This is a genomic window from Chitinasiproducens palmae, from assembly GCF_900095735.1.
Taxonomy (GTDB): Bacteria; Pseudomonadota; Gammaproteobacteria; order Burkholderiales; family Burkholderiaceae; genus Chitinasiproducens; species Chitinasiproducens palmae.
Map to the genome: position 1 here is coordinate 206,502 of NZ_FNLO01000008.1, position 26,203 is coordinate 232,704.

The 26,203-nt window shown below is 65.9% G+C and carries 22 protein-coding genes, 1 tRNA gene and 1 pseudogene; 13 read left to right on the plus strand and 11 right to left on the minus strand.

Annotation, left to right across the window (positions count from 1 at the left end; translation table 11 throughout):
- Positions 1-43: 43 nt before the first annotated feature.
- The 4 genes from BLU54_RS14460 to BLU54_RS14475 all read right to left on the minus strand — a co-directional run bounded on the left by BLU54_RS14460 (position 44) and on the right by BLU54_RS14475 (position 5,490).
- Positions 44-2,959: a ribonucleoside-diphosphate reductase subunit alpha gene (locus BLU54_RS14460; protein WP_091909739.1), complete on the minus strand. Its 2,916-nt coding sequence runs from the start codon at positions 2,957-2,959 to the stop codon at positions 44-46.
- Between the two features lie 441 nt (positions 2,960-3,400).
- Positions 3,401-4,009, minus strand: coding sequence for a 1,6-anhydro-N-acetylmuramyl-L-alanine amidase AmpD (gene ampD / locus BLU54_RS14465; RefSeq protein ID WP_407919426.1), 609 nt, complete (start codon positions 4,007-4,009; stop codon positions 3,401-3,403).
- 164 nt (positions 4,010-4,173) lie between these two features.
- Positions 4,174-4,440 (minus strand): PP0621 family protein, encoded by a 267-nt coding sequence (locus BLU54_RS14470; RefSeq protein ID WP_091909744.1) that lies wholly within the window; start codon positions 4,438-4,440, stop codon positions 4,174-4,176.
- A gap of 168 nt (positions 4,441-4,608) precedes the next feature.
- The gene (locus tag BLU54_RS14475) at positions 4,609-5,490 is read right to left on the minus strand and encodes a cytochrome C assembly family protein (protein WP_091909749.1); all 882 of its coding nucleotides are present in this window, start codon (positions 5,488-5,490) and stop codon (positions 4,609-4,611) included.
- Between the two features lie 87 nt (positions 5,491-5,577).
- Between BLU54_RS14475 and ffh the strand changes: the two genes are divergently transcribed.
- Together ffh and BLU54_RS14485 are read left to right on the plus strand one after the other, a co-directional pair.
- A complete protein-coding gene (gene ffh / locus BLU54_RS14480; protein ID WP_091909752.1) occupies positions 5,578-6,945 on the plus strand; it encodes a signal recognition particle protein in 1,368 nt (455 codons plus the stop codon).
- Between the two features lie 142 nt (positions 6,946-7,087).
- Complete coding sequence (locus BLU54_RS14485; protein WP_091909755.1) at positions 7,088-7,633, plus strand: hypoxanthine-guanine phosphoribosyltransferase; 546 nt, start codon at positions 7,088-7,090, stop codon at positions 7,631-7,633.
- A 329-nt stretch (positions 7,634-7,962) separates the two neighbouring features.
- Here BLU54_RS14485 and BLU54_RS14490 read toward each other — a convergent pair whose 3' ends face one another.
- Positions 7,963-9,708 (minus strand): proline--tRNA ligase, encoded by a 1,746-nt coding sequence (locus BLU54_RS14490; protein ID WP_091909757.1) that lies wholly within the window; start codon positions 9,706-9,708, stop codon positions 7,963-7,965.
- Between the two features lie 105 nt (positions 9,709-9,813).
- On the opposite strand from BLU54_RS14490, the pseudogene BLU54_RS14495 reads away from it, so the two are divergent.
- Positions 9,814-10,332 (plus strand): annotated as a pseudogene (locus tag BLU54_RS14495) (RNA pyrophosphohydrolase); the annotation flags it as partial.
- 158 nt (positions 10,333-10,490) lie between these two features.
- A complete protein-coding gene (locus BLU54_RS14500) occupies positions 10,491-11,081 on the plus strand; it encodes a CNP1-like family protein (protein WP_170845156.1) in 591 nt (196 codons plus the stop codon).
- 222 nt (positions 11,082-11,303) lie between these two features.
- Here BLU54_RS14500 and proB read toward each other — a convergent pair whose 3' ends face one another.
- From proB to rplU, 4 genes are all read right to left on the minus strand, one after another.
- Complete coding sequence (gene proB / locus BLU54_RS14505) at positions 11,304-12,425, minus strand: glutamate 5-kinase (RefSeq protein ID WP_091909766.1); 1,122 nt, start codon at positions 12,423-12,425, stop codon at positions 11,304-11,306.
- Positions 12,426-12,496: 71 nt separating this feature from the next.
- The gene (gene cgtA, locus BLU54_RS14510; RefSeq protein WP_091909769.1) at positions 12,497-13,645 is read right to left on the minus strand and encodes an Obg family GTPase CgtA; all 1,149 of its coding nucleotides are present in this window, start codon (positions 13,643-13,645) and stop codon (positions 12,497-12,499) included.
- Between the two features lie 226 nt (positions 13,646-13,871).
- Positions 13,872-14,135, minus strand: coding sequence for a 50S ribosomal protein L27 (gene rpmA / locus BLU54_RS14515; RefSeq protein ID WP_091909772.1), 264 nt, complete (start codon positions 14,133-14,135; stop codon positions 13,872-13,874).
- A gap of 22 nt (positions 14,136-14,157) precedes the next feature.
- Positions 14,158-14,469 carry a 50S ribosomal protein L21 gene (rplU, locus tag BLU54_RS14520; protein WP_091909775.1) on the minus strand — a complete coding sequence of 104 codons (312 nt, stop codon included), beginning with the start codon at positions 14,467-14,469 and terminating at the stop codon, positions 14,158-14,160.
- Between the two features lie 214 nt (positions 14,470-14,683).
- Between rplU and BLU54_RS14525 the strand changes: the two genes are divergently transcribed.
- From BLU54_RS14525 to BLU54_RS14570, 9 genes are all read left to right on the plus strand, one after another.
- On the plus strand, positions 14,684-15,673 hold the full coding sequence (locus tag BLU54_RS14525) for a polyprenyl synthetase family protein (protein ID WP_091909778.1): 990 nt from the start codon (positions 14,684-14,686) through the stop codon (positions 15,671-15,673).
- Positions 15,674-15,741: 68 nt separating this feature from the next.
- Positions 15,742-15,818: transfer RNA gene (locus tag BLU54_RS14530), tRNA-Pro, on the plus strand.
- 152 nt (positions 15,819-15,970) lie between these two features.
- Positions 15,971-17,245, plus strand: a complete 1,275-nt coding sequence (locus tag BLU54_RS14535) for an HlyC/CorC family transporter (RefSeq protein WP_091909780.1) — start codon at positions 15,971-15,973, stop codon at positions 17,243-17,245.
- A gap of 356 nt (positions 17,246-17,601) precedes the next feature.
- Entirely contained in the window at positions 17,602-18,828 is a 1,227-nt protein-coding gene (locus BLU54_RS14540; RefSeq protein WP_407919427.1) for a GspE/PulE family protein, read from the plus strand.
- Positions 18,825-19,982: a type II secretion system F family protein gene (locus tag BLU54_RS14545; RefSeq protein WP_091909788.1), complete on the plus strand. Its 1,158-nt coding sequence runs from the start codon at positions 18,825-18,827 to the stop codon at positions 19,980-19,982. The genes BLU54_RS14540 and BLU54_RS14545 overlap by 4 nt, the downstream gene beginning before the upstream one ends.
- Positions 19,983-20,388: 406 nt before the next feature.
- Positions 20,389-21,483 (plus strand): prepilin peptidase, encoded by a 1,095-nt coding sequence (locus BLU54_RS14550; RefSeq protein ID WP_091909791.1) that lies wholly within the window; start codon positions 20,389-20,391, stop codon positions 21,481-21,483.
- A gap of 704 nt (positions 21,484-22,187) precedes the next feature.
- On the plus strand, positions 22,188-22,826 hold the full coding sequence (gene coaE, locus BLU54_RS14560; RefSeq protein WP_091909956.1) for a dephospho-CoA kinase: 639 nt from the start codon (positions 22,188-22,190) through the stop codon (positions 22,824-22,826).
- A gap of 630 nt (positions 22,827-23,456) precedes the next feature.
- Positions 23,457-24,212, plus strand: a complete 756-nt coding sequence (gene zapD / locus BLU54_RS14565) for a cell division protein ZapD (RefSeq protein WP_091909798.1) — start codon at positions 23,457-23,459, stop codon at positions 24,210-24,212.
- Between the two features lie 330 nt (positions 24,213-24,542).
- Positions 24,543-24,722, plus strand: coding sequence for a DNA gyrase inhibitor YacG (locus BLU54_RS14570; RefSeq protein WP_091909801.1), 180 nt, complete (start codon positions 24,543-24,545; stop codon positions 24,720-24,722).
- A 151-nt stretch (positions 24,723-24,873) separates the two neighbouring features.
- Here BLU54_RS14570 and BLU54_RS14575 read toward each other — a convergent pair whose 3' ends face one another.
- Both BLU54_RS14575 and BLU54_RS14580 read right to left on the minus strand, forming a co-directional pair.
- Positions 24,874-25,335: an NUDIX domain-containing protein gene (locus BLU54_RS14575; RefSeq protein ID WP_091909804.1), complete on the minus strand. Its 462-nt coding sequence runs from the start codon at positions 25,333-25,335 to the stop codon at positions 24,874-24,876.
- Positions 25,328-26,194: an ATP-binding protein gene (locus tag BLU54_RS14580; RefSeq protein ID WP_091909807.1), complete on the minus strand. Its 867-nt coding sequence runs from the start codon at positions 26,192-26,194 to the stop codon at positions 25,328-25,330. Before BLU54_RS14580 ends, BLU54_RS14575 begins: the two co-directional genes overlap by 8 nt.
- Between the last annotated feature and the right edge of the window lie 9 nt (positions 26,195-26,203).

Here is a 26,203-nt window from a genome sequence, read left to right on the forward strand (position 1 = left end):
GACCGTCGGCGTCGGCACGCCGTGTGGCGTGCCGGCACCTGTCTTACTGGCAGGCTTCGCATTCCTCGAAGCCGGGGTCGCCCGGCCGCATCATGCACACCGGACCGGACGCCTCGACGGCATCCGCGGCGACTGCCGGCGCGGCGGCCACCGACGACGACGCATCGCCGGTCGGCACCGCGTTCAGTGCGCCGTGCGCGACCGTCGATTTCTCGACGTGCGTGGCGGCCATCGTGCGCAGGTAGTACGTGGTCTTCAGGCCGCGCAGCCAGGCGAACTTGTAGACCTCGTCGAGCTTCTTGCCCGACGCGCCCGCCATGTAGATGTTCAGCGACTGCGACTGGTCGATCCACTTCTGGCGACGCGACGCCGCCTCGACCAGCCACTTCGCGTCGATCTCGAAGGCGGTCGCATACAGGGCGCGCAGATCGGACGGAATGCGGTCGATGCGCGACACCGTGCCGTCGAAATACTTCAGGTCCGAGATCATCACCTCGTCCCACATGCCGCGCGCCTTCAGGTCACGCACCAGATGTTCGTTGACCACGGTGAATTCGCCCGACAGGTTCGACTTCACGAACAGGTTCTGGAACGTCGGCTCGATACAGGCGGACACGCCGATGATGTTCGAGATGGTGGCCGTCGGTGCGATCGCCACGCAGTTCGAATTGCGCATGCCGTGCTCCGCGATACGCTCGCGCAGCGCGCTCCAGTCCATTGCCGACGAGCGGTCGACTTCCAGATAGCCGCCACGCGCCTGCGCCAGCAGGTCGATCGAATCCTGCGGCAGGATGCCCCGGTCCCACAGCGAACCGCGGTAGCTCGCATAGCGGCCGCGCTCCTCGGCGAGTTCCGTCGACGCGTAGTACGCGTAGTAGCAGACGGCTTCCATCGAGCGGTCCGCGAACGCGACCGCCTCGTCGGACGCGTACGGGACGCGCAGCGTGTGCAGGCAGTCCTGGAAGCCCATGATGCCGAGGCCGACCGGACGATGCCTCAGGTTCGAGTTACGCGCCTTGTTGACCGCGTAGTAGTTGATGTCGACCACGTTGTCGAGCATCCGCATCGCGGTGCGCACCGTGCGCTCCAGCTTCGCGTGGTCGAGTTCGTAACCGCCGTCGACCGCCTTCAGGTGGGCGACGAGGTTGACCGAGCCGAGGTTGCAGACGGCGATCTCGGACTCGCTGGTGTTCAGCGTGATTTCCGTGCACAGGTTCGACGAATGCACGACACCGGCGTGCTGCTGCGGCGAGCGCACGTTGCACGGATCCTTGAACGTGATCCACGGGTGGCCGGTCTCGAACAGCATGCCGAGCATCTTGCGCCACAGTTGCAGGGCCGGGATCTTGCGGAACAGCTTGATCTCGCCGCGCGCGACGCGCGCTTCGTAGCCAAGGTAAGCGGCCTCGAATTCGCTGCCGAACTTGTCGTGCAGATCCGGGCAGGTCGAGGGCGAGAACAGGGTCCACTCGCCGGCTTCCATGACCCGCTTCATGAACAGGTCGGGCACCCAGTTGGCCGTGTTCATGTCGTGCGTGCGGCGACGGTCGTCGCCGGTGTTCTTGCGCAGCTCCAGGAACTCCTCGATGTCGAGGTGCCACGTTTCGAGATAGGCGCACACCGCGCCCTTGCGCTTGCCGCCCTGGTTGACCGCCACGGCGGTGTCGTTGACCACTTTCAGGAACGGCACCACGCCCTGCGACTTGCCGTTGGTGCCCTTGATGTGCGAGCCCAGTGCGCGCACGCGGGTCCAGTCGTTGCCCAGGCCGCCGGCGAACTTCGACAGCAGCGCATTGTCCTTCAGCGCCTCGTAGATGCCGTCGAGGTCGTCCGACACGGTGGTCAGATAGCACGACGACAGCTGCGAGCGACGCGTACCCGAGTTGAACAGCGTCGGCGTCGAGCTCATGAAGTCGAAGCGCGACAGCACATTGTAGAACTCGATCGCCCGCGTCTCGCGGTCGACTTCCTGCAGCGCGAGGCCCATCGCGACGCGCATGAAGAACGCCTGCGGCAGTTCGATGCGGACCTGATCGACGTGCAGGAAGTAGCGGTCGTACAGGGTTTGCAGACCGAGATAGCCGAACTGCAGGTCGCGGCTCGCGTCGAGCGCGGCCGCCAGACGCGGCAGGTCGAATTGCAGCAGGCGCTCGTCGAGCAGTTCGGCGTCGACGCCACGCTTCAGGAATTGCGGGAAATAGTCGAGGTAACGCTCGCCCATCGACTCCTGCTTCACTTCCTCGCCCAGCACTTCGTGGCGGATCGTGTGCAGCAGCAGCCGTGCGGTGACCTGGGAATAGGCCGGATCGCGTTCGATGCGGGTCCGCGAAGCCAGGATGGCCGACTCGTAGACCTGCGCCATCGGCACGCCGTCGTACAGGTTCTTCAGCGTTTCCTTGAGGATCGGCTCGGCCGACACCGCTTCGCCAAGATCCGCACACGCGGACTCGATTACGTGCGTGAGCGCGGCCATGTCGAGCGGCCGGGTCACGCCGCCGTCGACCACGTTCAGCGTCGGCCCCTGGGTGGCCGGCGCCGGTTGGTTGGCACGCTCCTGCGCCCGCTTTTCACGGTAGAGCACGTAGGCCCGCGCGACGTTGTGCTCGCCGGCGCGCATCAGCGCCAGTTCGACCTGATCCTGGATGTCTTCGATATGGAAGGTGCCGCCATTCGGCCGGCTGCGCAGCAGCGCCCGGACTACGCTCTGGGTCAGTTGGTCGACCAGCTCGCGCACACGCGCGGAAGCTGCGCCCTGACCACCGTTGACAGCGAGAAAGGCCTTGGTGACCGCGATGGCGATCTTGGCAGGCTCGAACGACACCACCGATCCGTTGCGGCGGATCACCTTGTGCTGCGGGTACGACGCCGCGGCCGGCGCCTCGTCCGCCGCGCCGCTGCCGGGCAGGCCTGCGCGCGCGCCTTCGGAACGCGATGTCGTCACATTCTCGGTCGTTTGCATAGTGAAGAACTCCTGAAGTCAATGCGATCGACGACCGGGCTCGGTCGTCGGATGGCTACTGCTGAATACGTCTCGGGCCTGCTCGGAATGGTGCGGTGAAGCACCAATCAGCGATACGGCGGAGCGCTTGCGTCGCAGGCTCGTCCGCTGTCACGGACAAGCCGAAAGATGGTGCGAAAAACGCGTCACAAGTGCTTGATACAGCGCTAGAAACTATTTGGCTGCTCAATGATTGAGCACAACATCTTGTGGGGAAGCGCCTCTCAAGCACAAAGTATAGCGCCTATTGCGTCGGGCGCCACCACTTTTGCACGGCTCTGGAAAGAGGCATTCGGCGCTGCTGTGTCGCCGCCACATAGGGAGCCGGCCGGCTTGACGGCACCGACGTTTTCAAGTGTGCGAGGGGGGCCGCTGGCCGAGCGGAACGCGGCGCGCGTTGCGTCAGACAGGACCGGCGGGGGTCGGCTGGAAGGGGAAGAAAGCCGGCGGCAACGCCAGTGCATCGCGCAGACGCTGCCAATCGAAACAGGGACCGGGGTCGGTCTTGCGTCCCGGCGCAATGTCGCTGTGGCCGGCCAAGGCGTCGATCGGATGGCAGGCGAGCAAGCGCTTGCACAGCCCCGCCAGCGCCGCATACTGCGCGTCAGTGAACGGCAGCTCGTCGGTGCCTTCGAGTTCGATCCCGATCGAGAAGTCGTTGCAGCGCTCCCGTCCCTCGAATGACGAGACGCCGGCATGCCAGGCACGCTGCTCGGTCGGCACGAACTGCGTCACGTCACCGCTGCGAGCAATCAGGAAGTGCGCGGAGACGCGCACGCCGGCGATCGCCGGATAGAACGGGTCCGCCTGCGGATCGAGCGTATTCGTGAACAACCGGGCCACGTCGCCGGTGCCGAACCGCCCCGGCGGCAAGCTGATGTTATGGATCACGAGCAGGCTGGCGACCGCACCGGCCGGCCGCGCATCGGCATTCGGCGAGACGACGTGCGCGATACCCGTCAGCCAACCGGACCGCAGGTCGGCGGCCTCGACTGCCGTCGCGGCTGCCACGGCGTCGGGCGCCGCCGCGCCGGACGACGCCACGTCCGCCGCCGCAGCGGCGGTTGCAGCGGCACTCGCATCGGAAGCGGCACCGGAAGTGGCACCGGACGTTGCACCGCTTGCCGCCGCGGCCGACGCCACGCAGGCGTCCGGCACGGCCCCGGGCTGCACGGTCATCGCTGCGCGCTGCGCTGCCGTTGCAGGAACCGGTCCGCATGCTCGCCGCAGCAGAACGACCGCCCGGCCGCACTGACACTCTGGCTCGCCGGCGAGAACGTTCCGCATTCGGCACAGGCCACCATCGGCTCGCTCAGCCGGCGCCCGGCGCCGCCGGACGCAGCGGTCCGCGTGGCCTGGACCGCTGCGAGCGCGCGCTGCCAGCGCTTCCATAGCCATACGGCGGCGAAGATCAGGACCAGGAGAAGAAGCAGGCGCGGCATGATGGCTATCGGATGATCGGCTGCGAAGGAAGCGTCGGCACTTCAGGCGGTGTAAACGAGCGAATCAAGGAAACGGGCGCGACTCACGCGTGCTCCGGCGCGAACGGGGACGATCATCGTCGCGCATGCATGTGACGCGCATCGGTGCGCGGCTGTGCCGCAGGCGCGTCAGACAACCGGCCGGTGGAGCAGTACCTCGAGGACGAAGCGGCTGCCGACGTAGGCCAGCAGCAACGCAACGAACGATGCCAGAACCCAGCGCAGCGCCGCCCTGCCCCGCCAGCCACGGAGTCGCCGTCCCACCAGCACGCTGCCGAACATGAGCCATGACAACAGCGCGAAGACGGTCTTGTGATCAAGCACGAACGGCCGGCCGAGCAGCTGCTCGCTGAACGCGACCCCGGAAATCAGCGTCGCGGTCAGCGCCAGGAAACCCGCGCCGATCAAGCGGAACAGCAGGCGCTCCATCGTCAGCAACGGCGGCAGCGTTGCCAGCCAGCCGCCCAGCCAACGGTCGCCGACGCTACGCTCGACCGGTCGCTGCAGGCGACGCCCGACCCACAGCATCAGCAGCGCGTGCAGTGCCGCGATCGCCAGCAGGCCGTAGGCCAGATTGGCGATCAGGAAGTGCACCTTGAACATCGGATCCGCCGCGTAGGACAGCACCCGGACGCCGCCGAACAGGGCCGGCAGCAGGCTGGCCACGCAGGCCGCGGGCAACAGCAGCAGCGCCATCGTGTCCAGCGGGAAGAACAGGCTCTCGACCCAATAGATGCCCACGCCCAGCCACAGCATGGCCGACAGTGCATAGGCGAAGCCGAACACCATGCTGTCGGCCGGGAAGATCGTCGCGTGCAGCAGCACGCCGTGCGCGGCCAGCGCCACGGCGACCGCTCCGCGCACGATCGGCGGCGCGACGAACGCGTGCGACGGCGCGCCGGGCGTCGCGAGCAGCGAGGCGGCGGTACCGCCCAGCGCACGCAGCCGCCAGACGTAAAGCGACGCGCCGGCATAGAGAAGAGCCGTCAGCGCATACAGTACAATTATCATGTTCGAAGTCTACACCACCGCCGAGGCCTGACGGATCGCGATCCCTGCGCGAGCGCCGCCGGCCACGGCCCCACCTGCGGTCCCCCGATGCTCGACAATCTTACTCAACGCATGGCGCGCGTCGTCAAGACGCTGCGCGGCGAAGCCCGTCTGACCGAAGCCAATATGCAGGACATGTTGCGCGAGGTCCGGCTGGCCCTGCTCGAGGCCGACGTGGCGCTGCCCGTCGTGCGCGACTTCATCGCGAAGATCCGCGACAAGGCGCTCGGCGAGGAAGTCGTCGGCTCGCTCACCCCGGGCCAGGCGCTGGTGGCGGTGGTGCAGCGCGAGCTGACCGCGCTGATGGGCGGCGACTACGACGGCCAGGCTGCGCCGTTGAACCTGTCCGTGTCGCCGCCGGCGATCATCCTGATGGCCGGCCTGCAAGGCGCCGGCAAGACCACCACCGTCGGCAAGCTGGCGCGCCTGCTGCGCGAAACGCAGAAGAAGAAGGTGCTGACGGTCTCCTGCGACGTCTACCGCCCGGCCGCGATCGCGCAGCTGAAGACGGTCACCGAACAGGTGGGCGCCGAATTCTTCCCGTCCACGCCGGACCAGACGCCGCTCGACATCGCGCGCGGCGCGGTGGACTGGGCCAAGCGCCACTTCCACGACGTGCTGATCGTCGACACGGCCGGCCGGCTCGGCATCGACGAGGCGATGATGCAGGAGATCACCGCCCTGAATCAGGCGCTGCGTCCCGCTGAAACGCTGTTCGTGGTCGACGCGATGCTCGGTCAGGATGCGATCAACACCGCCAAGGCGTTCAACGAGGCACTGCCGCTGACCGGCGTGGTGCTGACCAAGCTCGACGGCGACTCGCGCGGCGGCGCCGCGTTGTCGGTCCGGCACGTCACCGGCAAACCGATCAAGTTCGTCGGTGTCGGCGAAAAGCTCGACGGCCTGGAGGTGTTCCACCCGGACCGGATGGCAAGCCGGATCCTCGGCATGGGCGACATCCTGGCGCTGGTCGAGGACGCGCAGCGCGGCGTGGACATGAAGGCCGCGCAGAAGCTGGCGGACAAGGTCAAGAAAGGCGGCGACTTCGATCTCAACGACTTCGGCGCCCAGTTGGGCCAGATGAAGAAGATGGGGGGCCTGTCGACGCTGCTCGACAAGCTGCCCGCGCAGTTCCAGCAGGCAGCGGGCAACGCCGACATGAGCGGCGCGGAGAAACAGCTGCGCCGCATGGAAGGGATCATCCAGTCGATGACGCCGACCGAACGGGCAAAGCCGGATCTCATCAAGGCCAGCCGCAAGCGACGCATCGCGGCGGGCGCCGGCGTCCAGGTGCAGGACGTCAACCGCATGCTGGCACAGTTCGAACAGATGCGCGGCATGATGAAAAAGCTCAAAGGCGGTAATCTGGGCAAGATGATGCGCGGCATGCGGGGCATGATGCCGGGCATGCGCTGAGCCAGGCGCTTGGCCGGGGCGGCATGCAGAGCCGTCGCCCCCGGCCAAGCCGCTTCAGCGCCCCGCAGCGCGCCAGCCCTCGCGCTTGCGCCGCGATTCCACGATACCGCACCACGTCAGACCCACGTCCTGAAGCCGAACCATGACACGCGAAGAAGCGTTCGACCTGTTGCAGCAATCCGAGGAGGTGATTTCCGCCGAAACCGTCTCGGCCGCGATCGATGAAATGGCGCGCGCGATCGGCGCATCGATCGGCGAGGAGTTCCCGCTCGTGCTGTCGGTGATGGGGGGCGCCGCGGTCTTCACCGGCCTGTTGCTTCCCAAGCTCGACTTTCCGCTGGAATTCGACTACATCCACCTCACCCGCTACCGCACCGGCCTGCACGGCGGCGAGATGCAATGGCGCGTCGCGCCGGGGGAATCGGTGAAGGACCGCACCGTGCTGGTGCTAGACGACATTCTCGACGAAGGCGAGACCATGGCCGCGATTCGCGACAAGATCGTCTCGCTCGGCGCGCGGCGCTGCCTGTCGGCGGTACTGTGCGAAAAGACGAAAAGCGCGGCCAAGCCGCTGCGCCCGGACTTCGTCGGCGTGGAAGTGCCGGACCGCTATGTGTTCGGCTGCGGCATGGACGTCAGGGGATATTGGCGCAATCTGCCGACGATTCGCAGCGTCGAGAAGCGCTGAGAGCGGCACGAGCAAGGCGGCATGAATCCGGCGGCATGAATCCGGCGGCATGAATCCGGACGGTACTGCGGTCTCGTGGCCGTAAGAACGTGTTCCAGGACCGCGTCGCGTAAAAAAAAGCCGGCAATGCCGGCTCTTTTCTCATGTAAGGTTCTCTCTGACGGCTCGACCGCACCGTTCCCGCTGCGCCGGCTGCGACGGGTGTGTCGAACCGCGGCTATCGTTGTAAGCCGCTTGCGCAGGCCGCCTTCCATCGGTCGGTGCAGTCACGCCGCGCCAATCGTGCCGGCTCGCCGCGCCGACGGACGCGGGCGAGCGCGTGCCACCGATCAAACGTTCAGCGCGGCACGGATCCGGGCGATCACCTCGTCCGCGGCGACGCCGACATCGAACAGGCTGGCCTGTTCGTCGCGCCGTCCCTGGTACTCGATCTTGCCTTCCTTCAGGCCGCGGTCGCCGACCACCAGCCGGTGCGGCACGCCGATCAATTCCCAGTCCGCGAACATCACACCGGGACGCTCGCCGCGGTCGTCGAGGATGACATCGACACCGGCGGCGCGAAGCGCGTCGTACAGCGCGCCCGCCTGCTCGCGCACTGCCTCGCTGCGATCCCAGCCCATCGGGCAGATCACCACTTCAAAAGGCGCGATCGATTCCGGCCAGATCATGCCGCGCGCATCGTAGTTCTGCTCGATGGCCGCGCCGAGGATACGCGTCACGCCGATCCCATAGCAGCCCATTTGCATCGGCTGCGGCTTGCCGGTCTCGTCGAGATAGGTCGCCGACATCGCTTCGGAATACTTGGTGCCGAGCTGGAACACGTGCCCGACCTCGATCCCACGGCACAGCGACAGCGTGCCCTTGCCGTCCGGCGACGGATCGCCTTCGACCACATTGCGCAGGTCGGCGACTTCGGCCTCCGGCAGGTCCCGCTCCCAGTTCACGCCGTTCAGGTGGTAGTCGACCTCGTTCGCGCCGCATACGAAGTCGCTCATTGCCGCAACCGTGCGATCTGCGATCACGCGCACCGGGCGCCGGGTGCCGATCGGGCCCAGATAGCCCGGCGGCGTACCGAAGTGATCGACGATCTCCGCCTCACTCGCAAATCGCCAGCCCGACAGGCCAGCAACCTTCGATGCCTTGATCTCGTTGAGCGAGTGATCGCCACGCAGCAGCAGCAGAACGATCTGCGCTTCGCCGCCTTGCTCTTCGGGCGCGTCCACCGCGAGCACGATCGACTTGATCGTGTGTTCCAGGCCAATGCCAAGCTGTTCCGCGACCGCTTCGCACTTCGCGCGGCCAGGCGTCGGCACGCGGGTGAGCGGCTGGGTGCCCGCGTCACGCAGGGCGACCGGCGCCAACGCTTCGGCGGCTTCGATGTTCGCGGCGTAGTCCGAATCCGGGCAATAGACGATCGCGTCTTCGCCGGTATCGGCGATCACGTGAAATTCGTGGGACCCGGAGCCGCCGATCGACCCATTGTCGGCGGCCACCGCGCGGAAATCGAGGCCGAGTCGCGTGAAGATGCGCGTATAGGCCTCGTACATCGCTTCGTAGGAGCGCTGCAGGCCAGCCACGTCGCGATCGAACGAGTACGCATCCTTCATGATGAATTCGCGCCCGCGCATCACGCCGAAGCGGGGCCGGATCTCGTCGCGGAACTTGGTCTGGATCTGGAACAGATTGACCGGCAACTGCCGATAGCTCTTGATTTCGCGCCGCGCGATGTCGGTCACGACCTCCTCGTGGGTCGGGCCCAATACGAAGTCGCGCTGGTGCCGGTCCCGCAGACGCAGCAATTCAGGGCCGTACTGCTCCCAACGTCCGGACTCCTGCCACAGTTCAGCCGGCTGCACGCCCGGCATCAGGATTTCGATGGCGCCGGCCCGCTCCATTTCCTCCCGCACGATGCGCTCGACCTTGCGCACCGAGCGCAGTCCGATCGGCAGGTAATCGTAGATGCCGCCCGCGACGCGTCGGATCATGCCGGCACGCAGCATCAGCTGGTGACTGACGATCTCGGCGTCGGCAGGCGCCTCCTTGAGCGTGCCGATAAAGAATCGAGAAGCTTTCATGCGGGAGAAGTTCCGAAAAAACAGGGCGTCGCGTGCCTCAAAGGTGCGCGACGCCCGCTATCTGTTTATAATCAAAGCCATTTTAAAGGATTCGAAGGTGGTTGTATGCTGGATCGTGAAGGCTTTCGCCCGAACGTCGGCATCATCCTACTGAACTCGCGCAATGAGGTTTTCTGGGGTAAGCGCCTGCGTGAACATTCTTGGCAGTTCCCTCAAGGCGGCATCAAGTATGGAGAAACACCGCTGCAGGCGATGTTTCGAGAATTGCACGAGGAAGTAGGCCTGCGACCGGAGCATGTGAAGGTCATGGGGCGCACGCGCGACTGGCTGCGCTATGAGGTGCCGGACCGTTTCATCCGCCGCGAAGTCCGCGGACATTACAGGGGGCAGAAACAGATCTGGTTTCTATTGCGGCTGGTTGGTCGGGACTGCGACATCAGCTTGCGCGCGACCGATCATCCGGAGTTTGACGCATGGCGCTGGAGCCAGTATTGGGTACCGCTCGATGCGGTGATCGAGTTCAAGCGTGACGTGTATCAGTTGGCACTGTCCGAACTCGCACGCTTCGTGAAGCGCCAGCAACGCTCCCGGCGCATCGTCTCGCCTCGCGCGAGTACCCCGCCCGGCTCGACAATCGGCGACCCGGGCAACGAAGCCGAGCAACCCCTGCTGGGCTGAAGGGCGTCAGCGGATCCGGTCCGCAACGGCAGTCGAGCCGTTGCGGCCGGTGCGCGCAACGCGACCCGATGCCTTCCCCCTCTTTTCCTCTCAGGAACCCTGCATTGAAGCGCTTCCTATCGTTCCCGACCGGCGCCGCGTTGCTGGTCACGGCCCTTGCATGCGCCACGGCCAGCGCGCAGGACCGCGCGGAACCGCCGGCGCCGGCCTCCACCAGCGCAACCAACGGCGGCTTGTTCGACGCCTTGCTGGAACGTACGCCCGACTGGCATGAACAGGCAATCGGCGCGCTGCCGCCGCTGCCGCGCGAGGAAGACCTGCTGCCGTTCACGGTCTCCAACCTCAGCCGCTTCAAGTACTCGCTGGACGCGCGTTCGCTGACGGTCGGCAAGGACGGCGTGATCCGCTATGTCGTCGTGATCGAAACACCGGCGGGAGCCCGCAACGTCCGCTACGAAGGTATCCACTGCGCCGGCAGCGAGTGGCGTCTATATTCCGGCGCCAACGAAGCCGGAACCGCCTGGGACGGCGCATCGACGCCGTGGCTGCAGATCGAGCCGAGCAACCTGAACGCCTATCACGCCGCGCTGTCGACGGCATTCTTCTGCGACAACCGGATGCCGGCCGACAACGCCCAGCAGATCGTCCGCAACGTTCGCTACAACCGCACGATTTCCGATCGCGACTACCGCTGAGCGACCCGCTGGCCGCGCGGCCTGGCCACTTGCTCAGTCGCTTTCGCCACAACGCCGACGCGTCGCGTGCGTCACGCGCCGCCGGCTGGCGGAACGCTGGCGCGGCGGCTGCCGATTGGAAGGCGGCCCGGCGCCGGATGCGGGCGATGGCCCGCGGACGGGCCCAACGATCGGGCGATGAGGGGCGATGAGGATCAGGCGGCGAGGATCACGCCGTGACAATCACGCCGTGACGATCAGATTGTCGCGGTGGATCAGTTCCGGCTCCAGCATGTAACCGAGCACGGCCTCGATGTCGCCGCTCGGCCGGCGCAGGATCTGGCGCGCCTCGTTGCTGCCGTAATTGGTCAGTCCGCGCGCCAGTTCGGCGCCCCGCTCGTCGACGCAGGCAATCACTTCGCCGCGGGAAAACGCGCCGTCCACGGCCACCACGCCGATCGGCAGCAGGCTTCGCCCGTTCTCGCGCAGCACCCGCGCCGCGCCGGCGTCGACCGTGACGCGCCCCCTGACCTGCAGATGATCGGCCAGCCATTGCTTGCGCGCCGCCACCCGCGCGGTTCGCGCGCGCAGGCAGGTACCGATGGCCTCGCCGCGCGCCAGCCGGACCAGCACGTCCGGTTCTCGGCCGCTGGCGATCACGGTCGCCGCGCCGCTGCGGGCCGCCCGTTTCGCCGCCAGTATCTTTGTCAGCATGCCGCCCCGACCCAATGCGCTGCCGGCGCCGCCCGCCATCGCCTCGAGCCGAGGATCGCCGGCGTCCGCATTCGCCACCAGCGTGGCGGACGGGTCCTTGCGAGGATCGGCGGTGAACAGGCCGGATTGATCGGTGAGGATCAGTAACGCATCGCCTTCGATCAGGTTCGCGACCAGTGCGCCCAACGTATCGTTGTCCCCGAAACGGATTTCATCGGTGACCACCGTATCGTTCTCGTTGATGATCGGGACCACGCCGAGACGCAGCAACGTCAGCAGCGTGGAACGCGCGTTCAGGTAGCGTTCGCGGTCGGCGAGGTCGGCGTGGGTCAACAGGATCTGGGCGGTACGGATGCCGTGCTCGGCGAACTGGCTCTCGTACACCTGCGCCAGTCCCATCTGTCCGACGGCCGCGGCGGCCTGCAATTCCGCCACTTCCTTCGGCCGTTGCTGCCAGCCCAGGCGCTGCATGCCTTCGGCAATGGCGCCGGAACTGACCAGCACCACTTCCTTGCCCATCTCGCGCAACGCCGCGATCTGCGTCGCCCAGCGGTCGATCGCTGCCACGTCCAGACCGCGCCCGTCGTTCGTGACGAGACTCGATCCTACCTTGACGACCACGCGCTTCCCAGCAGACACCACTGAATCCATCGCTCCCCCGATATGTACCCAGGCGGCCGCCCGCCGCTACCTGTCGATCCGCGCGACTGTCACGCGCCTGGCTACGCCGCGCCCTCGCCCTCGCCCTCGCCCTCGCCCTCGCTTCGCGGCGCGCTGTCGATGCGGTCGGCGGTAGCGGGCGCGTCACGGAAACGTGGGTCGGCCGCCAGGGATTCGGCGGCATCGGCCTGAGCCGCGGCCCCCGTCGTCGCCAGATGCTCGTGGATCGAATACAGCAGCGTTTCGCAGCCTTCGCGCGTCAATGCCGAGATCTGGAATATCGGGCCGGTCCAGCCAAAGCGCTTCACGAAATCGGTCACGCGCGCCTCGCGCTCCTCCGCCGGCACCATGTCGAGCTTGTTCAGCACCAGCCAACGCGGCTTCGCATAGAGCGTTTCGTCATACTTGCGCAGTTCCTCGACAATCGCCCGCGCTTCGGCCACCGGGTCGACTTCCGCGTCGAACGGCGCCACGTCGACAATGTGCAGCAGCAGGCCGGTGCGCTGCAAATGGCGCAGGAACTGGTGGCCCAGCCCGGCGCCCTCGGCCGCCCCTTCGATCAATCCGGGGATGTCCGCGATCACGAAGCTTTGGCCCACGCCCACGCGAACCACGCCGAGGTTCGGCGCCAGCGTGGTGAACGGATAATCGGCAATCTTCGGCCGGGCATTCGAAACCGCGGCAATGAAGGTCGATTTCCCCGCGTTCGGCATGCCCAGCAGGCCGACGTCGGCCAGCACCTTCAGCTCGAGCCGGACCATGCGACGCTCGCCCGGTTTGCCGTCGGTCTTTTGCTTGGGCGCACGATTCGTGCTCGATTTGAAGTGCAGGTTGCCCAGACCGCCCGCGCCGCCGCGCGCGATCGTGACCTGCTGGCCATGCTCGGTCAGGTCGGCGATGACTTCGCCAGTCTCCATGTCCGAGATGATCGTACCAACCGGCATGCGCAGGACGATGTCTTCGCCGCCCTTGCCATAGCAGTCGGCCCCGCGCCCGTTTTCGCCACGCCGCGCCTGGTGCTTGCGCGCGAAGCGGTAGTCGACCAGGGTGTTGATATTGCGGTCGGCCAGCGCAAACACGCTGCCGCCGCGTCCGCCGTCACCGCCATCGGGACCGCCGAACGGAATGAATTTCTCGCGTCGGAACGAGGCGCTGCCATTGCCGCCGTCGCCAGCGATGACCTCGATGCGTGCTTCGTCGATGAATTTCATGAGTGAACCTACCGTCCGCTTGTCGCGACGCCGGAAAAACAAAGCCCCGCAGCATGCTGCGGGGCCGGGAAAATACTTGGCGCGAACGCCGCATCGTCAGACCGGCGATGGTGTCATCGCCGTGTCGAATACCGATGGCGGCGAACCGCGCGCCCGACCGCCATGCTTGCGCCTGGCTGAGCCGGATGTCACGACGCCGGACCGCGTGGGCCGGCGTCGCCAGCCGTCAGGCGGCCGCCGAAACGACGCTGACCAGCTGGCGCTTGGCGGCGCCCTTCACCGAGAACTGAACGTGACCGTCGACCAACGCGAACAGCGTGTGATCCTTGCCGATACCAACGTTCTCGCCCGGATGCACGCGCGTACCGCGCTGGCGAATGATGATGCCGCCGGCGTTGATCGCCTGGCCGCCGTAAACCTTGACGCCAAGGCGCTTCGATTCCGAATCGCGCCCGTTGCGGGATGACCCGCCTGCCTTTTTGTGTGCCATTGTCTGAACTCCTCGCGCTTAATTACGCGTTGATCGCGTCGATACGAAGCTGGGTGTAGTTCTGACGGTGACCCTGATGCTTCTGATAGTGCTTCCGACGGCGCATTTTGAAAATCTTGACCTTGTCATGCCGGCCGTGCGCGATGACAGTCGCCTTGACGGAAGCCCCACTCACCAACGGCGCACCGAACTTGATCGATTCGCCCTCGCCAACCGCGAGTACTTGGTCGAGCGTGATTTCAGCGCCAATGTCTGCCGGTATCTGTTCTACTTTCAATTTTTCGCCAGCGACGACTTTATACTGCTTGCCGCCGGTTTTTATGACCGCGTACATTGCTGAACCTCGTTCTCTGTTTCCGCGCACCAGTGCACGGAACCGCGTACTCTAGCACAACCAACGCCACCCTGCAAGTTCCCGATCCGCGGTCCGGCGTTCGGCCATAATTTGCGGGCGCGCCAGTGCCGCCCGCGCATGCGTCACGGCGCCTCGTTCTATAATCCGCGCAGCACGTCTCGCACGTCTCTCGTCTCACTTTTGGCTGAATTTCTTGACTAGCGCCGCCACCACCTCCACCGCTGCCTCGCTCCTCGCTCCGATCGCCGACGACATGCGCGAGGTCGACCGGGTGATCCGCCTGCGACTTGCGTCCGAAGTCATGCTGATCAACCAGATCTCCGAATACATCATCGGAGCTGGTGGCAAGCGTCTGCGGCCGGCGCTGCTGCTCGCCGTTGCCCGGGCATTGGAAGTTGACGACGCGGTGCGCTTCGAACTGGCGGCGGTGGTCGAGTTCATCCACACGGCCACGCTGCTGCATGACGACGTGGTCGACGAATCGGACCTGCGCCGCGGACGGGAAACCGCCAACGCATTGTTCGGCAACGCGGCAAGCGTGCTGGTCGGCGACTTCCTGTACACCCGCTCGTTCCAGATGATGGTCGAGGTCGGCAAGATGCAGGTGATGCAGATCCTCGCCGATGCCGTGAACGTGATCTCCGAAGGCGAGGTGCTGCAGTTGCTGAACCTCAATGACCCTGACGTCACGGAGGAAAGCTACACGCAGGTGATCCGCTACAAGACGGCGCGCCTGTTCGAGGCGTCGGCACAGTTGGGCGCGGTGATCGCCGGCACGTCGCCGTCGCTGGAAGCCGCCGCCGCGGCCTACGGTCGTCACCTGGGCACCGCGTTCCAGTTAATGGACGACTGGCTCGACTACACCGGCTCCAGTGAAACCATGGGCAAGAACGCGGGCGACGACCTGCGTGAAGGCAAGCCGACGCTGCCACTGATCTACTTGATCAACAACGGCAGCGAAAGCGAGCGGGCACTGGCCCGTGCCGCAATCGTCGAAGGCGGCACCGAGCACTTCGACGCGATCTTTGCCGCGGTACGCAACTCGGGCGGCCTGGACTACACGCTTGCCTGTGCAAAGAAGGAAGCGGCGCTGGCCGCCGATGCAATTTCTGCATTTCCTGCTTCCCCTTTCAAAGAAATGTTGCTAGAATTATGTTCTTATTCGACGGGGCGCCAGTCCTGATCCGATAAAGCCTGCGACCGAAGGCAATTCGTTTCGGCAAGCAAATGGCTGACATCGGTCGTCGAAATCGGGGTGTAGCTTAGCCTGGTAGAGCGCTACGTTCGGGACGTAGAGGCCGGAGGTTCGAATCCTCTCACCCCGACCAGAATTCATTTCTAGTCGTCCTTCCGCCGTTCTGGCGACTTGCCGTTCCGGCAATCCTATGCAGGACCTGTGTGTGATAGTGCGGCATGCGCCGCATTGACGCACGCTGTCGTCTGCTATAGTTTCCGCATCCCTTCCTGATCGTCTTCTTGCGTGGAATCGCTCCCCTTGTGGGCAAAGGCCTTGGTCATTTGCCTGCTGCTGCTCCTTTCAGCCTGTTTCTCGAGCACCGAGACCGCGATGATGGCGTTGAACCGCCATCGCCTGCGCTACCTGGCTTCCCGCAACGCTTTCGGCGCACGCCGTACCCAGCAGCTGCTCGGCCGGCCCGATCGGCTCCTGAGTCTGCTGCTGATCGGAAACAACCTGATCAACACTGTCATCCCGGTGATGACGACCTCGATCGCGCTGAGCACGTTCGGCCACGACAACAGCATGGCGCTGAGCATCGCGACGGCGATCGTCGCCTTGCTGATCATCGTCTTTGCCGAGGTCGCACCCAAGATCGTCGGCGCGACCTATCCGGAACGCGTCGCGTTGCCGGCGAGCGTGGCATTGCATCCGCTGATGCTGGTTGCCCGTCCATTGGTCTGGCTGGTCAACGCGATTCCTTCCGTACTGTTCAAACTGCTGCGCATCGACATGCGTAGTCACGAACGGCGCCTGTCGCCGGACGAAATGCGCGCGCTGGTCCTGGAGACCAATACGCAGATTCCGTTGCAGTCGAAAGCGATCCTGCTGAATCTCTTCGACCTTGAAACGATCGCCGTCGAGGACGTGATGGTGCCGCGCCCACGCGTCGAAGCGCTCGACCTGACACGGCCGCTCGACCAGTTGATCCGCGAGATCGAAACCTGTTACCACAACAAGTTGATTGCCTACGACGGCGACATCAACCGCGTGGCAGGTGTGCTGCACGTGCGCAAGACGCTGTCGGCGCTGCATCACGACTCGCTGACCATCGACAGCCTGCGTGCGATGCTGGCCACCCCCTACTTCGTGCCGATGGATACGCCGGTGTTTCGGCAGTTGCGCTTCTTCCAGGAGAACCGTCAGCGCCTCGGCATCGTGGTCGACGAATATGGCGACGTGCAGGGCATCGTCACGCCCGAAGACATCGTCGAGGAGATGATCGGCGAATTCACCACGTCGATGGCGACCGGCGCGGGGCGCAGCCTGCGTTGGGATGCCAGCGGCAGCTGCACCGTGTCGGGCGGCGTGCCGCTGCGCGAGCTGAATCGCGCACTGGGACTGAAGCTGCCGCTGGACGGCCCGAAGACGCTGAACGGCCTGATCCTGGAACACCTTACCGAGTTCCCGGATGGCGATGTCTGCCTGACGATCGCCGACTGCCGCATCGAGGTGCTGCAAATCGATCACCAGACCATCAAGACCGCGCGGTTGCGAATGGCGCAGGGCAGGCACTAGGCCATTCGGCAGAATGGTCGCTGGAGGAAGACGACTGGAAGATGGTGGGCCATTGCCGCCTTCCATCCGAGGTTCCCATGTCCTCTCCGCTGCTTCGTGCGCCATCGCGCGACGCCGATGCGATTCCGCCCTGCCGGTCGCAAGCCACCTCGCCCTCGGCCGCGCAACCAGTCGCGCAGTTAGTCGCATCATCAGTCGCAACACCATCCGCATCGCAAGCGGTGTCCCCGGCTGCCCCGTCCTCCGTTTCAGGCAAGCCCGACGCCCCCGCCGAGCCGGCCTCGCCCCCGTGGCCGCCAGACAGGCTTCCGGCGCGCGCATACCCCGTTGCAACGCTGTCGCACGCGCGCCAGGAAATCGAGCGGGACATCGCCGCGTCCGCATCGGGCGAATGGGCTCCGCGCAGCAACCCGAATTCGCCGGCGGCCCACCTGCTCGATGAGGTCGCGGCTGCCGCGTATGCGCGCGGCGCCTCCGACATCCATTTCGAACCGCTCGAACGCGGTTGGCGCGTCCGGCTGCGCATCGACGGCTACCTGCACGAACTGCTGCGCCCCAGCCTGCATTTGCGGGAGCCACTGCTCAGCCGTCTGAAGGTCATGGCCCGCCTCGACATCAGCGAACGGCGGTTGCCGCAGGACGGCAGGCTGAAACTCGACAGTGCGATCGGCCCCTTGGCGTTCCGCGTCAACACGCTGCCGACCATGTTCGGCGAGAAAGCCGTGCTGCGCCGGCTCGACACGCTGCCACCCAGTCTCGACCTGAGCGAACTGGGCTTCGACGCACGACAGCGCGTGACCGTCGAGGCCGCATTGCGCGCGGCGACCGGCATGATCGTCGTCACAGGTCCGACCGGCAGCGGCAAGACGCTGTCCCTGTTCAGCTTCCTGCAGATTCTGAACCGCGAGACGTTGAACGTCTGCACCGTCGAGGACCCGGCGGAGATCCATCTTCCCGGATTGAATCAGGTCAGCGTGCAGGAGAAAATGGGCTTCGACTTCGCAACGGCCCTGCGGGCGTTCCTGCGTCAGGATCCGGACGTCATCATGGTCGGCGAGATCCGCGACGTGGAGACGGCGGACGTGGCGTTGAAGGCAGCGCAAACCGGACATCGGGTGCTGACGACGCTGCACACCAACGACGCGCCGTCCGCGCTGACACGCCTCGCCGACATCGGTGTCGCTGCCTATCGGCTTGCCGCCGGCATCCGCCTGATCACGGCTCAACGACTGCTGCGGCGCCTGTGCGAGGCATGCAAGGCACCGTTGCTGCTCGGCCGGACGACACTGCTCGCCGCCGGCTGGCCCGAATACCGGCTGCGCGCCCCGCTCTCCGCCTACCGTCCGGTCGGCTGTCCGAGCTGCTATGGACTTGGCTATCGCGGACGGATAGGTGTCCATCAGCTGATGCCCGTCACCGGAGCCTTGCAATCGCTTATCGCAGAGCGGGCACCGCTGGGCGAACTGGTGGCCGCGGCCCGCCGCGAAGGCATGAGCACCTTGCGCGAGGCGGCGCTCGACAAAGTCGCCGAGGGCACGACCAGCCTCGAAGAGGCCATTGTCGCGACGGACGGTGAACGATGAAGCTGGCATTCGATCCCAAACACGCGGCGGCGAACACTGGTTCAGTCGCGCCTGCCCTCGACCGACGGCGATGTTCGTTTTCACCTCCGGAAAGCCCCGCGCACCGGTCGCCGCGCCGCAGCCTTGGGGCCGCTCGGCTCGGCGCGTTCTGCGAGCAGCTTGCCGGCTTGCTCGACGCCGGCCTCTCGCTGGCGCCTTCGCTGGAACTGATCGCACAGTCGGATGAGTGGCCGGCGACCGCCGCGCTCGCAGCGCGGCTCCACCGGCGTCTGGTTGCAGGCCGCGCATTCGGCAGCGCCCTTGGCGACGAGACCGGAGTCATGCCGCCTGCGCTGGCTCGCATCCTCGCCGTAGGGGAACAGTCGGGGCGGCTCGCCGACGCGCTGCGGCAGGTCGCCGGGGCGCAGCGCCACAGCGCCGAGCGATCGGCGCGGCTGCGCTCGGCGTTGGTCTATCCGCTGGGCGTACTGGTCGTCGCTGCATTCGTCGCCGTCGGCTTGCTGATCGGCATCGTGCCCGGCTTTGCCGAGCTGTTCGCGTCCATGGGCGGCGCGCTGCCGCCGCTCACGCGTGTGGCGCTCAGCGCGTCGCGCTTCTGCATCGAACACGGCGTTCAGACGCTTGCCGTCCTGCTGCTCGGCCTCCTCCTGGCCGTCACGTTGTACCGGTACTCGCCACGCTGCCGCCATGTCGTGCGCGGACTGCTGAGCCGCTTGCCGGTTGTCGGGCCGATTCGGCGGGAACTGGCACTTGCCCATTGGGCCGGCACGCTAGGCCGCCTGCTGGCGGCGCGCGTGCCGTTGCTGGAAGCCACGACGCTGCTGCACGCGTTGACCGGCGAGCCCGCGCTGGACGCATTCAGCGCCGGGCTATCCACCAGGCTCAAGGCGGGCGTCACCTTCGAACGCGCGGTCGCGGCTTGCCCGACGCTGCCGCCGCGACTGACCGGGCTGATCGCGCTGGCCTGCCAGAGCGCGATGCTCGACACGGTATTGGCCGACTTCGCGGTCCGTACCGAGAAGCGGACGCAGCAGCGTCTGGACACGCTGCTGCGCCTGGTCGAACCGGCAATGATGGCGCTGTTGGGGCTGATCGTCGGAGGCATCGTGTTTGCGCTTTACTTGCCGATCATTCAGGCTGGGCAGATGCTGTAGGATGCGTGCGAAACCCCTCGGGGTCACGGTCGAACAAAGCATTCCATGCGGCACCTATGCGAAAGCGGCGGCGCGTCAGGTCGACGGATCACCGACCTGTCCCGCACACGAGGCCGACTGGACGGGAGTACGGTCGACGGGTGGACGCATGGGGCGTCGGAGCGTCGCGACTGTAATGACGTGTCCCATGCGGACGCACTTCCGTGGCCGACGCCAGTGGGTGCTGGCAGCGGCGCGCAACGGGTCGGAACGGAGCGTACGCCGGCTCTTCACGCTGTCGGTCGTGGCGGTCGGGCCGGTCGAGGCGTTGCGCACAGGAGCCTGATGAGCCAATGCGCTGCATGCGTTCGCGCACTTCGCGCTGCCAGCCGACCTTTTTGCTGTTCCTCAGGTGCCTAGAGTCACAATGCCATATTCCGTCACGCAGACCGCAAGTTGGGGCACCCCGTTGATGGGTCTTCCGCCTGCTTTCGTCTACTGCATGGCCGCGCTGCTTGGCCTGGTGATCGGCAGCTTTCTGAATGTCGTCATCCATCGCTTGCCCACCATGCTGGAAGCGGACGAGAGCGACGCAATGGAGCCCGCGGTGACTACCGGGCTCCGTGACGAGGTGGAGCCGACGTACCGGGCAGGCATGCGGGACCCGGCGCAAGCCGGCAGCCACGATCGCGAGGAAACTAACAACGCCGGTGGTCACGACGGCGGTCTACCGGGGACCGCGCTGCCAACGGCGCGGTGCACGGCATCGCGAACGGCACCGGCAACCGACCGCCCCGCCCAGTCCCCGGATCGATCGCAGAGCGACACGGAACGGCCGTCTGCCGATGGCCGACATGTGCGCTACGACCTGTGTTATCCGCCTTCGTCGTGTCCGCATTGCGGACATCGACTGCGCGTGTACGAGAACATTCCGGTACTGAGCTATCTCGTATTGCGCGGACGATGCGCCGCGTGCGCATCGCGCATCTCGCCGGTTTATCCCTGCGTCGAAATCGCCGCAGCCCTGCTCGCCGTGTGGTGTGCGAGCCGCTTTGGCGTGAGCGTGCCCGCCTTCGCCGGTTTCGCGCTCGGCTGTGTGTTGCTTGCGCTTGCCATGATCGATGTGCGCCACTACCTGCTGCCGGATTCGCTGACCCTGCCGCTGCTGTGGGCCGGCTTGTTGGTCAATACGCGCGCGGCGTTCACGGATCTGACCAGCGCGGTGATCGGCGCGGCCGCGGGCTATGTATCGCTGTGGCTCGTGTACTGGCTGTTCCTGCTGCTGCGCAAGAAAGAAGGTCTGGGCTACGGAGATTTCAAGATGCTGGCCGCGATCGGCGCGTGGTTCGGCTGGCAGTGCCTGCCGCTTGTGACCCTCGTTGCAGCGGTGACGGGCTCGATATTCGGAATCACGCTCGCTGTCGCAGGGAAACGTTCGCGCGATGCGCCAATACCGTTCGGCACCTTCCTTGCGGTCGGCGCCGCCTGCCAATTGTTTGGATGGCTGCCGGGCTTCCCTTGATGATGACGCATCGATCCGCGCGTGCCGCCGACGTCTGGACGACATGGACCTTCATGTCGGCATTGACACGAATCGCTGCGACAGGTCCCGCACGCAAAGGCGTGAACCCGCGGGCAACGCGATGGCCGCATGGCCTGGCCAGCGCGGTTGATCCTGCGCGACGCCAGGTCGGTCACGGCATCGCGGCCACGCAGGGTCCGGACTTCGCCGTGCCGTGCCGTGCCGTGCCGTGCCGTTTCGTACCGTACCGTTTCGAACGTAGCGCTGGCACCTTCGTCCGACGGCGGACGATCCAGTGCCGCGTCTTGAACGGCATCTGGCCGATCATATGCACGCTCGCTCGGCGAATCGCCTGCTTCCGGCGGCGAGCCGATCCGCTTGCCGTTCACCGCCATCGGTAGCGTCACCGGTCGCCTCACCAAGCGCTTCGCCAGACGTTTCACCGAACGCCTCACCGGTCATGCAGACGATCGCCCACCACCCGCGCAGTTGCGTCACGCACCGCGTGCTCGGCGGTTTATCGCACATGCCCGATGGATGGACTTACAGCGGCGGTACGTGACGTCGTAACATCGGAACCGGCAAATAAGGGGCGCTACGCATCTTTGGTGCGATTGCGAACCGACGGTAGTTGAAGGATGGACGCCGGTCGTTATCGAGCGAGGTCGGCGATGGCGACGCCGAATCGTGCGCGGAGAGAATACATGTTCAAGGTGGGTCTGACCGGCGGCATCGGCAGCGGGAAGACGGTGGTGTCCGATCGGCTCGGCGTGCTCGGCGCGTCGATCGTCGACGCGGACCGCATTGCGCACCTCATCACGGCGCCCGGCGGCGCGGCGATTCCGGCAATCGAACGGACCTTCGGCTCAACATTCATTGCGGCTGACGGGTCACTGAATCGTGCGGCGATGCGCGAGCGCGTCTTCGCGCAACCGCAGGAGCGTGCAAAGCTCGAAGCGATCACGCATCCGTTGATTCACGAGGCGATCACCGCGGCGGCGGAGGGCGCTACCGGCCCCTATGTGGTGTTCGTCGTTCCGCTGCTCGTCGAGAGCGGACGCTGGCGGGCGCGAGTGGACCGCATCCTGGTTGTCGACTGTGACGAACGCGAACAGATTGCACGCGTGGTGACGCGCAGTGGTCTGTCGCCCGAACAAGTGGAGCGAATCATGGCGACGCAGGCAACGCGCGCCGCACGCCTCTCGTCGGCGGACGACGTGCTTCGCAATCAGGACAAGACGCTATCCGAGCTGTTCGACGAAATCGATGCTTTGCATCGGCGCTATCTCGCGCTCGCCGAGCAAGGCGCGGCAAGCGATCAGCCTGTCGGCCCGCCCGCGTAAGCGATCTTTTCGCGCCACCGGCCCGCGTCTTCAGGCATCGCGTCCCTTCGAGCCAGCGGTCACGACTGAGCGATCGGGCCCGGCCAGGCGACGGAGCAAGGCCAGGCAATCGGTTTCCGCTGCGTCCTGCCGGGCCTTGTGCCAAGCCTTGCTTCAGGCCCTGCTTCAGGCCCTGCTTCATGCCTTGTGCCAAGCCGTGTGTCACGCCGAGCGGCAGATGCCAGCAGGTGCCAATGCCTGTCCGTGTATGTATTTATTCGTTGCTCGATAAACCGGCCCCCGCGAAACGTCACGCCAGCAACGCGATCGGTGGTGTGCCGACGCCGCTCGCCAGTCCTGACCGCTCGCCCCGCCAACCGCTCGTCGGCTGGCCCGCCCGACACGCTCGCACGGTTTCAACAACGTGCAGCGTGCTTGAGCCGGAGCGCCGCGCAGCCCCGCCCCGGGCCCCGCCGGACGGCGCTGTCCGCGTGCGCCGCACGGCGCGCTACCGTCCATTCGATGGGCAAAGCCCATCCGGATGCGAAGGCAACGGACCGATCGCGGCGACACGCGTTTGCGGCATGCATAGCGGCGCATTAGAATGGCCGGATAGTCGTCGTTCCTGCGTCCATTCCGAAGGCAATCCGCTTGATCCTATACGAGTATCCGTTCAACGAACGAATCCGCACTCTGCTGCGGCTGGAGGATCTGTTCGAGCGTTTCGTCTTCTTCCTCTCGCAGGAAGACGCGAAATCGCATCATGTCGCGCTGACCACGCTGTTCGAAATCGCGGAAGTCAGCGGTCGGACCGATCTCAAGGCCGACCTGATCAAGGAATTGGAACGCCAGCGGCAAGCGCTCGCGCCATTCCGGGACAATCCGGAGATCGAACAGACGCGGCTTGAGAGCGTGCTGGGCAATATCGAGCAGGCGCTGGTGGGCCTGAACCAGATGCAGGGCAAGACGGGCCAGCATCTGGCCGAGAACGAGTGGCTGGCCAGTATCCGCAGCCGCGCGGTGATTCCGGGCGGCACCTGCAAGTTCGACCTGCCGTCGTATTACGCATGGCAGCAGCATTCGGTCGAGCAGCGCCAGGCCGACATCTCGAAATGGACGCAGCCGTTATGGCCGCTGCGCGATGCGGCTTCGATCGTGCTGAATCTTGCCCGTGAATCGGGGCTTGGCGCGAAGGTGATGGCGATGCAGGGGAGCTATCAGCAAATGCTGTCGGGCCGCAGCTATCAGCTGATGCAGGTGCGGGTGGCGCCGGAATTGCGGGTCATCCCGGAAGCGAGCGCGAACAAGTACATGCTTTGGGTCCGCTTCACCCGGCAGGACGGAGACGGTCGGCCGCGTCCGGCGGACGGCGATATCCCGTTCCAGTTGACGCTCTGCAACCTCTGACCGTGCTTGCGGACGCGCTTGGCAGCGTTCGCAAGGCTACTGCACCGCGCGTCGGCGCAGTCCGATGCCGCGCGATGTGCCCAGTGGCTTGGGGACGCGAACGACTCGCCACATAGCGTCGCACGACTGCGTTGGCCGCTCGGACGCGTTAAAGCGGTGCGCTGTGAGCGGTGAGCGGCACGGGCGCAACGTCGCAATGACGGCACGCCGCGCCACCGCGTTCAGGGCACGTCCAGGCAGCAGGCCGCTGCCCGGGCCGCCCTGCTCCGACGCGGCACGTCCGATGCGACGGTGCCTTCCATCTACCCGGCTCAATATTTTCGATTGAACATGGCAACTTTCGTCAATTGCCCAACGTGCGGCAAGAAAACCGAATGGACGACCGCCAATGCGTTTCGCCCATTTTGCTCGGAACGGTGCAAGCAGATCGATCTCGGCGCCTGGGCCTCGGAGCAGTATTCGATCGGCTCGTCCGACACCCCGCCACCGTCGGAGGATGACCGTCACTGAGCGGCGCACGACCGACGCATCAACGACGCATCAACGACGCATCCAATGACACAGGTGGGTTAAGGTTCAGTGGCGGCAGTGACGACATCAGCGACCGCGACAGCAGCGGCCGACGCTGCGTGCCCGGCTTTGGCAGCGTCGGGTCAGCCGGTCAGCGCGGCAGTTCGGCGGCCAGCCATTCGATCACCGGCAGCGCTGCGGGGAGCAGCGGCTGGACTGCGGGATCGATCGCGCCGCCTGGCGCGTGCCAGCGGAAGGCCTGACCTTCGCGGCCAACCGGTTCACCGCGCCAATTGTGGATCTTGCAGAAATGCAACCGTACGTAGGCGTGCGGATAGTCGTGTTCCAGGACCCGCCACGCTTCGCTGGCGACGATGTCCAGGCCGAGTTCCTCTTCGAGTTCGCGGGCCAGCGCATGCGCCACCGTCTCGCCCGTTTCCAGCTTGCCGCCTGGAAATTCCCAGTAGCCCGCGTACGGCTTGCCGGCCGGGCGCTGTGCCAGCAGGAAGCTGCCGTCGGGGCGAATGATGACGCCGACGGCGACCTCGGTCACCGGCCGTCCATCCGCCGACGAAGCGGCGCCCTCGCCCCTCGTCGGGCGCGTCTCAGTCATGCCGGCGTCCCGCCCAGTCGCGCGCGAACTGATAGGCTACCCGGCCCGAGCGTGAGCCGCGTTCCAGCGCCCAGATCAGCGCCTCGCCGCGCGCCGCGTCGATGCCCGCCTGATCCAGGCCGAAGCTGGCCAGCCAGTGTGCGACGATCGCCAAATAGTCGTCCTGCTTGAACGGATAGAAGCTGACCCACAACCCGAACCGCTCGGACAACGAGATCTTTTCCTCGACCACTTCGCCGGGATGGATCTCGCCGTCTTCGGTGTGGCGATAGCTCTCGTTGTCACTCATGTATTCCGGCAGCAGATGGCGCCGGTTGGACGTGGCGTAGATCAGCACGTTGTCCGAAGTCGCGGCAATCGAACCGTCGAGCGCCACCTTGAGCGCCTTGTAGCCGGACTCGCCGTCCTCGAACGAAAGGTCGTCGCAGAACACGATGAAGCGTTCCGGGCGTCCGGCCACCAGCTCGACGATGTCGCCGAGATCGTGCAGGTCTTCCTTGTCGACCTCGATCAGCCGCAAGCCTTCCGGTGCGTAGGCATTCAGACAGGCCTTGATCAGCGACGACTTGCCGGTACCGCGCGCGCCGGTCAGCAGCACGTTGTTGGCCGGCTGGCCGTTGACGAACTGACGGGTGTTGCGATCGATCGCGGTCTTCTGCCGATCGATGTTCTGCAGGTCCTCGAACGCGATGCGCGCCGGCGTCGGGACCGGCTGCAGATACCCGCGTCCCTGCCGGCGGCGCCAACGGAAAGCCGGCGCGGCGTTCCAGTCGACCTCGTTCGCGGCAGGCGGCAGCAGTGCTTCGACGCGGCCCAGCAAGGCCTCGGCGCGTTGCAGGAATTGCTTCAGTTCGTCCATTCCCCGTCT

What these genes read in the sequence shown, in the direction of transcription:
- rplU (WP_091909775.1), bottom strand. Translation starts at nt 14,469, where the DNA reads ATGTACGCGGTCATAAAAACCGGCGGCAAGCAGTATAAAGTCGTCGCT.
- BLU54_RS14575 (WP_091909804.1), bottom strand. Translation starts at nt 25,335, where the DNA reads ATGACTGAGACGCGCCCGACGAGGGGCGAGGGCGCCGCTTCGTCGGCG.
- BLU54_RS14485 (WP_091909755.1), top strand. Translation starts at nt 7,088, where the DNA reads ATGACACGCGAAGAAGCGTTCGACCTGTTGCAGCAATCCGAGGAGGTG.
- rpmA (WP_091909772.1), bottom strand. Translation starts at nt 14,135, where the DNA reads ATGGCACACAAAAAGGCAGGCGGGTCATCCCGCAACGGGCGCGATTCG.
- BLU54_RS14570 (WP_091909801.1), top strand. Translation starts at nt 24,543, where the DNA reads ATGGCAACTTTCGTCAATTGCCCAACGTGCGGCAAGAAAACCGAATGG.
- BLU54_RS14580 (WP_091909807.1), bottom strand. Translation starts at nt 26,194, where the DNA reads ATGGACGAACTGAAGCAATTCCTGCAACGCGCCGAGGCCTTGCTGGGC.
- coaE (WP_091909956.1), top strand. Translation starts at nt 22,188, where the DNA reads ATGTTCAAGGTGGGTCTGACCGGCGGCATCGGCAGCGGGAAGACGGTG.
- BLU54_RS14460 (WP_091909739.1), bottom strand. Translation starts at nt 2,959, where the DNA reads ATGCAAACGACCGAGAATGTGACGACATCGCGTTCCGAAGGCGCGCGC.
- BLU54_RS14475 (WP_091909749.1), bottom strand. Translation starts at nt 5,490, where the DNA reads ATGATAATTGTACTGTATGCGCTGACGGCTCTTCTCTATGCCGGCGCG.
- BLU54_RS14470 (WP_091909744.1), bottom strand. Translation starts at nt 4,440, where the DNA reads ATGCCGCGCCTGCTTCTTCTCCTGGTCCTGATCTTCGCCGCCGTATGG.
- proB (WP_091909766.1), bottom strand. Translation starts at nt 12,425, where the DNA reads ATGGATTCAGTGGTGTCTGCTGGGAAGCGCGTGGTCGTCAAGGTAGGA.
- ffh (WP_091909752.1), top strand. Translation starts at nt 5,578, where the DNA reads ATGCTCGACAATCTTACTCAACGCATGGCGCGCGTCGTCAAGACGCTG.
- BLU54_RS14545 (WP_091909788.1), top strand. Translation starts at nt 18,825, where the DNA reads ATGAAGCTGGCATTCGATCCCAAACACGCGGCGGCGAACACTGGTTCA.
- BLU54_RS14490 (WP_091909757.1), bottom strand. Translation starts at nt 9,708, where the DNA reads ATGAAAGCTTCTCGATTCTTTATCGGCACGCTCAAGGAGGCGCCTGCC.
- BLU54_RS14550 (WP_091909791.1), top strand. Translation starts at nt 20,389, where the DNA reads ATGCCATATTCCGTCACGCAGACCGCAAGTTGGGGCACCCCGTTGATG.
- cgtA (WP_091909769.1), bottom strand. Translation starts at nt 13,645, where the DNA reads ATGAAATTCATCGACGAAGCACGCATCGAGGTCATCGCTGGCGACGGC.